This is a genomic window from Gemmiger formicilis (assembly GCF_018784445.1).
Taxonomy (GTDB): domain Bacteria; phylum Bacillota; class Clostridia; order Oscillospirales; family Ruminococcaceae; genus Gemmiger.
The window spans coordinates 106,662-113,432 of sequence record NZ_WQOH01000036.1 but is presented as its reverse complement, the minus strand read 5'-3'; the positions used below and the strand labels follow the sequence as shown (position 1 = coordinate 113,432).

At 52.1% G+C, this 6,771-nt stretch carries 6 protein-coding genes; 1 reads left to right on the top strand and 5 read right to left on the bottom strand.

Going from position 1 to position 6,771, the window contains the following annotated elements; all coding sequences use genetic code 11:
• The 5 genes from GPK89_RS16640 to GPK89_RS11335 all read right to left on the bottom strand — a co-directional run.
• A partial coding sequence (locus GPK89_RS16640) for a hypothetical protein (RefSeq protein ID WP_346344855.1) occupies positions 1–92 on the bottom strand: 92 nt, incomplete at its 3' end.
• Positions 93–161: 69 nt separating this feature from the next.
• Positions 162–2,333, bottom strand: coding sequence for a 1,3-beta-galactosyl-N-acetylhexosamine phosphorylase (gene gnpA, locus GPK89_RS11350; RefSeq protein ID WP_215693223.1), 2,172 nt, complete (start codon positions 2,331–2,333; stop codon positions 162–164).
• A gap of 48 nt (positions 2,334–2,381) precedes the next feature.
• On the bottom strand, positions 2,382–3,239 hold the full coding sequence (locus GPK89_RS11345; protein WP_215693221.1) for a carbohydrate ABC transporter permease: 858 nt from the start codon (positions 3,237–3,239) through the stop codon (positions 2,382–2,384).
• Between the two features lie 15 nt (positions 3,240–3,254).
• Positions 3,255–4,148 carry a carbohydrate ABC transporter permease gene (locus tag GPK89_RS11340; protein ID WP_113998753.1) on the bottom strand — a complete coding sequence of 298 codons (894 nt, stop codon included), beginning with the start codon at positions 4,146–4,148 and terminating at the stop codon, positions 3,255–3,257.
• Positions 4,149–4,287: 139 nt separating this feature from the next.
• On the bottom strand, positions 4,288–5,580 hold the full coding sequence (locus GPK89_RS11335; RefSeq protein WP_147609882.1) for an ABC transporter substrate-binding protein: 1,293 nt from the start codon (positions 5,578–5,580) through the stop codon (positions 4,288–4,290).
• 298 nt (positions 5,581–5,878) lie between these two features.
• Here GPK89_RS11335 and GPK89_RS11330 point away from each other — a divergent pair, with 298 nt between their 5' ends.
• On the top strand, positions 5,879–6,721 hold the full coding sequence (locus GPK89_RS11330; RefSeq protein ID WP_147609883.1) for an AraC family transcriptional regulator: 843 nt from the start codon (positions 5,879–5,881) through the stop codon (positions 6,719–6,721).
• Positions 6,722–6,771: the final 50 nt, after the last annotated feature.

Here is a 6,771-nt window from a genome sequence, read left to right as displayed (position 1 = left end):
GGTGTTTTTACATCCGGGTGTCCGGCAATACCAAGGCAATCGCCGCGCATCTGGTCTGCCATAAGCAGGATAATATTAGGATGTTTATCCATAACAAACCTCATATCAATGTTTTTGCAGTCAAAGGCGTGCCGCACAGTACGGCACGCCTTTTTCCTGCTTTACAGATTATACCATTTGATCTCGTTTGCGTCCATGTGCAGGGTAAAGCTGCTTCCATCGCCGGTGTAGACGGTGGTGTCCTGCGGCTCATAGGTGTTGTTTACCACACAATATTTGCCGTTCTTAACGTAGGCGTGCACCTCGACATTGTAGTTCGTGCTGAACCATTTGTGCAGGTCGGCTTCATCGTGGGCAGCCCACAGGATGGCGCGGTACAGCACGCGGTTGTTCACAAAGCTGTACGGCAGACCGCTGATATACACACCGCGCCCCTTGCCGTACTCATGCGCAGCCATCTGGACTTCCTTGTCACGCTGAATGAGAATTTCTGTGCCTTCCCATGCAAAGATGTTCTTCTTGCCCTCGCCAAAGTCCACATCATGGTCGGGGCAGTCGGCCAGAATAAAGTGGTCGCGGTGCTCGTCCCAGTTGTACTTGTCGTAGTTTAGGGTGAAGCCCGTTTCCTTCTCCACGCCAAGCGGCGCGGACAGCTGCAAATAGCGCCCCTGATACTGGTGGCCGCCCGGTTCGCCGACGCCGATCAAGCCGCCGCCACGATGGACAAAGCCCTTGACAGCAGAGGAAATTTCCGGGTCCTCCCAGACCTTGCCGCCGGTGTGGGCAGTGTCGCCGTCGCCGACGTTGATAAGGACGTCAATGCCGTCCAGCACCTTCGGGTCGGCCTTGATGTCGTCAAAACTGATAAACTTCACATCGAACGGTGCGCCGGACAACGCTTCGATCACGCCCGCATAGCTGTAATTCTGCTTCTGGTACAGCGCATGGTGGACCATGTGGCAGCCCCACGCGCGCTGCTGCCCCCAGCTGTTCAGCACAGCCACGGTCTTGACGCAGTAGGGCGTCGTGCCCTTGATGTTCTCATACAACTCACGGAACTCGTCGCAGACGCTCTCGACATAGTCGAGGAACTCCGGGAACTCGCAGGCCAGCTTCAGGTAGCCGCCGTAGCCGATGCGGTCAATGGGCTTGCGCAGGATGGCGCGGCGGGCGGTGACCCAGTTCTCCTTGGCCTCGCGCACAGGGTCGCCGCCCTCGTGGAAGGTATCGGGGAAGAAGTAGGGCAGGAAGCGTCCCTCGGTGTACTTGACGCCGGGGATGTCGGAAATCAGGCGCAGGGTGCTGCCGTTGCCGACGCTGCCGACGATGGCATCGACGCCGGATTTCTGAAATTCCGGCATGAACGGCTCACAGCCGATCCAATGGTCGCCCAAGAACATCATGGCTTCCTTGCCGTATTCGTGGACGATGTCGGTCATTTCTTTCATCAGACCGGCCACCTCACGGCGCTGGAACGCCTGAAAGTCCTTGTACTCCTTGGTGGGCACGCGGTACTGGTTGTTGTAGTAGCCCTGATCAATGATAAACTCCGGGCGGAATTTGTAGCCGACTTCCTTCTCAAACTGCTCCAAAATATAGGGAGAAACGGACGCCGAGTAGCCGTACCAGTCAACATACTTCTCGCGGCGCAGCTCGTCAAACACCAGCGTGAACAGGTGGAAGAAGGTCGTAAAGCGCACAACGTTGACATAGGGGTGGCTTTCCAGATACTCGCGCAGACGGCGCAGGGTGTAGGCGTGGGTCTTGGGCTGGCGCACATCGAACGGGATCTGGTGTTCGACATCCTTCCAGTCATTGATGACCGAGTTGTACATGTGGACGGGGTCCCAGATCAGGTACGCCAAAAAGCTGACCGTGTACTCGTGGTAGGCGGCGGGGGTGTCGATGACAACGCTTTCGCTGGCGGCATCATAGTGCCAGTCGGCGGTGGGGACAGGCTCGCCCGTCGTGCGGTCCATGACCTCCCACCAGCGGGCAATATCGTCATGGTCGTTGACCTTCATCAGCTCGCGGCTGATGCCCGTCATCAGGGGGATGGTCAGCGCACCGCCTTCAGCGGTGTAGAACGGCGTCATAATGTAGCACTGCTGGGTTTCGTCGGGGTTGGCCTTTGCCCATGCGTTGTCCTTACGGGTAGTGTAATAGGTGGCGTAAATCTTTGCGCCGGTGTCCTTCAGCTCCTGCGGAAACTCAGTGCCATCGCAGTCGCGGATGGCATCCGCGCCCCAGCGCTTGAGCAGGTCGAGGGTTTCAGGGACGGCGTCCATATCGGTGGGGATCGTTACACGGCCCATTTTTCTTACATCATTCATATAAGGATTCTCCTTGAAACGTAATATTTTGAATGGAGGAAAGTTAAATCAGCCCTTAACGCCGCCACTGGTAGCACCGACAATAATCTTTTCAGACAGGAAAAGATACAGCAGGAAAGTAGGCAGGAACACAATGATAACTGCAGCAAACATAGCACCGTACTGGCCGGAATATTTCATTGCGTTGACAATCTGCAACAAACCGACACCAACAGGGGTCATAGAATCGCTGGTAGTGAAAATCAACGCCATGAAGAACTCGTTCCACACAGACATGAAGTTGAAAATCGTAACCGTAATAATGGCGGGCTGAACCAGCGGCAGCATAATCTGCCAGAATGTCCGAGAATGGCTGCATCCGTCAATGTAGGCTGCCTCCTCATAAGACCGGGACAGCGAGGAGAAGAAATCCAACAGATAAATCGTGGTGTATGGTACGCGCAGCATAATGTACAGCACAACCAACAGCACACGACCCTTGATGCCCCACTGCACAGCCAAAGAGTACAGCGGCATGATGATCATAATGGTGGGAACACTCATGGCAATGACCAAGCCGATACGGATGGCCTTACCGCCGACAAACTTCCAGCGAGAAAGCACATAAGCACCGGGCGCGGAAATAAGCAATACGCCCACACAGGAAACAATGGCATAAACCAAGCTGTTGAAGAAATACAGCGATACATTTTGGGTGTTCCAAGCTGTGACGTAGTTATCCCACTTCAGACCATTGGAAAAGTCCATAACACGGCCCGTCAGAATTTCCTTTGTTGAGGAAAGGCTGGCGCAGACGATCCAGAACAGGATGGCAGCCGTAAGCGCGACCCACGCGCAAACAATGATATAACCGGGCAGAAGCCGAAGCTCTTTCTTCCAGTTGATTCTATCGTGATATTTTCCCATAACTGCTCTCCTACCTTAATACTCCAGATCCGAGTCTTTCAAGATCAGGTTGGTGATAACGTACACAGCAATGATAATCAAAGTCAGCACAACGCCAACCGCTGCGCCTGCACCAGCATCGCGCTCGACAACGCCCTTGCCTCCAAACACCGTATCGTACAGGTACACAACGGGCACAATAGTGGCCGTTTCCGTGTTGATGGGGGAGAACATCTTCGTCCACAGGAAGAATGTGGTAGCATTGATGCTCCAGAAAGTAACACAGGTGCGGATGACGCCTTTCAGCAGGGGCAGCGTAATCTGGAAAAAGCGGTCAAAGATATTCGCGCCGTCGATGGTGGCAGCTTCGTACAAGTCCTGCGGGATACCTTCGATACCGCTGATGAAAATCAGCATATAGTAACCAACGCTGCCAAAGATGAAAGCAATCATCATAGCCCAGAAAATCAGGTCTGTACCCAGCCAGCGGACATTCTCGCCGCCGAATGCTTTGACAATCTGGTTCAGCAGACCATAATCATAGTTGAACACATACTGAATCCACATGGTGGCCAGTGCTACGGCGCTGATGATATTGGGCATATAAATGGCGGCCTTGAAGAATTTTGCGCCGCGGATGCCGCTGGTCAAAATTACGGCCATCAACATGGACAGGCACATCGTAATGATGCCGCCTACCAGCCAAATCATCACCATGTTTTTCATGGAACTGATAAAACCGGCATTGCGCAGGATTTTGAAATAGTTTTGCAGCCCATAGAAGCTCCATGTGCTTGTAGTTGCCGTAAGGCTCTCTACCTTAAAGAAACTCATGATAACTGTCCGAACGACCGGATAGACATACATGAACAACAGGCAAAGAACGGTGGGCAGAATGAATAGGAAAATCATTGTCTTGTTCTTTTTCATACTGGTAATACCTCAAAAATGAAATGTCATAAGCAAAGGCGGCACCCATTCAGGTGCCGCCTCCGTTCAGATTGAGGGAATCCTGAATAAATCCATTACAGCCGCACCGCTTGACGGCGTACCGTGATTTATTATAGGATTAGCCGCACAGGGTATCCAAGTAAGCGCAGTAGTCAGCGCCGGTTGCGTACTTGCCTTCGAACAGCTCGATCATGGAGCTCTTGATGGAGGACCAGCCGTCCAGCGTGTTCAGAGAGCCACACCAGCTCATCGGGGTGGTGGTGTTCTTCAGCGTCTCAACAGAGCCGGCCAGGACAGACTCTTTCAGGCGGGTGTCAGCAGGGATCTGACCGCCCTTGTCAACCAGCTCCTGCCCGCAGGTGCCGGTAACGATGGTCATAATGAAGTCAAATGCGGCCTGCGGGTTCTCGCAGTTAGAGGAGATAGCCAGAGAGTTAGCACCGGCATAAGCAGAAGCATCCACATTGCCCTCGACTTCGGGGTAGTTGAAGAAGCCCCAGTTCACAGGCTCGCCAACAGCAGCGTCAACCTCAGAGGTAACGTAGTTTGCGCAGACGACCATAGCAGCCGTGCCAAGACCGACCTTGGTCTGGCTGGCGGGGTAGGCATCGGGTGCGCCCTCGGCCAGATAACCGGCATTCACGAAATCAATGATTTCCTGTGCAGCCGTCACAGCAGCCTCGTTGTCAGCCCAGCCGCCGTTCTTGCCCAGCTCGGCAATAGCGTCCTCGCCCAGATGACGAACCAGATGATTGTAGAAGTTGAAGTTTGCGTAAGCACCGTCCAGCGCCAGCGGCTCATAGCCGTTGTCCTTAATGGTCTGGCAGACGGTCAGGAACTCGTCCCAAGTCTTAGGGGTCTCGGTGATGCCGCAGGCATCGAAAACATCCTTGTTGTAGAAGATACCGCCGATCTGGGGCTGCTCTACGATGGAGTTCAGATAGCCGGCCCACTCTTTGGACTGATCATTGAAGCAAGCATAGCTGAAGTCATCATAACCGACAGCGTTTGCCATCTCTGTCAGGTCGTAGGTGTAGGGGGCGTAAGCGTGACCGATACGGTTGTAGTCATCCTCAAAGATGTCCAGCTTTTCGCCGGATTCCAGAGCGGCAGAAATCAGGGTGTTGACATCGCGGCCTTTCCACTCGATGTTGACGTGTGCGCCGGTTTCAGCTTCGAAAGCGTCGGCGGCGGCCTGAATTGCATTTGCCTGAACCTCACCGGCAGACCACATTGACCACATGGTCAACTCAACGCCCTCGTACTTCTTGCCATCGGTGGCCGTAGACTCGGCAGCCGTGGATTCAGCGGGAGCAGCAGAGGTAGCTTCCGAGCTTTGAGCGCTGCCACCACAAGCAGCCAGAGATGCTGCCATAGCAGAAGCCATCAAAAGTGCAACGATCTTCTTCATTTGTGTTTTCCTCCTAAGTGTAAATTCTGTGTCGGGATTACATCCCTTTCGCGGTGATTTAAGTGTAGTGCTTTTCCGGTTTTTTAGCAATTATTATCTTGCCCACCTGTTTTACAATCTTGCTATTCCGCCTCTTTTCGGCACATCGCCGGATTTTTGCAGGTATTTATTGTGCACTTTTACCATTTACTATTTTTTGGAAAAGTTGGTTGTTGACAAAAATGCCGAATACCGTCTTGCGCTTTTCAGTCTTGTGCAATATAATGACAATATACTACAGAATAGGAAGTGTGACCCCATGAGCCATATCAACTACTCCTTCAATCAGGATGATGATTCCCTGCCCCGCGATAAGATGAAATTACGCAATATTGCCTCCACAAGGTATAGCGGGGATTGGCCCTCCATTCCACATTCTCATAGTTATGCTGAATTATTTTATATTGTAGATGGTGCGGGGCAATTTCAAATCAACGATAGATTATTCCCGGTTCGGGCTCATCAGCTTGTTGTTGTAAACCCCAATGTTATCCATACAGAGGTCAGCTTGGAATCCCACCCGCTGGAATATATTGTGTTGGGTATCGAGGGGTTAGAATTTACGATTTCCGATACCTCCGAGGGCAGCTTTTGCGTTTATACGTTTGACGGGAACAACGATGTACTGCCCTGCATGAGAAAGATTCTTACGGAAATGCAGAATCGGGAATCCAATTTTCAGATACTTTGTCAGGCTTATATGGATATTATTGTGGTGCAGCTTATGCGAAATGCCAGTGTATCCGCTGTTCCTATTCATTCCCGGCTGCCTGCTAACCGTCAGTGTGCAACTGTAAAGCGCTATATCGACCACCATTATAAAGAAAATCTTACGCTAGATGAACTTGCTGAAAAGGTTAGTATCAGCAAATATCATATGGCACACGCCTTTAAGCGCGAATATGGGGTCTCACCCATCAACTATATCATTGACTGCCGCATCCAGGAGGGGAAGCGGCTACTGGCCGAAACCGACCTTGCGCCATCCCAGATTGCCAGCATTCTTGGCTTTTCTTCGTCCAGCTACTTTTGCAAGACATTTAGCAACATAGAGGGAACATCCCCGACAGAATATCGTAAAGCAAACCAAGTGAAATTTTGATGTCCACTTCCTATAAGCGAAACGATCTCGCAAACTAAAAGTCGGCATAT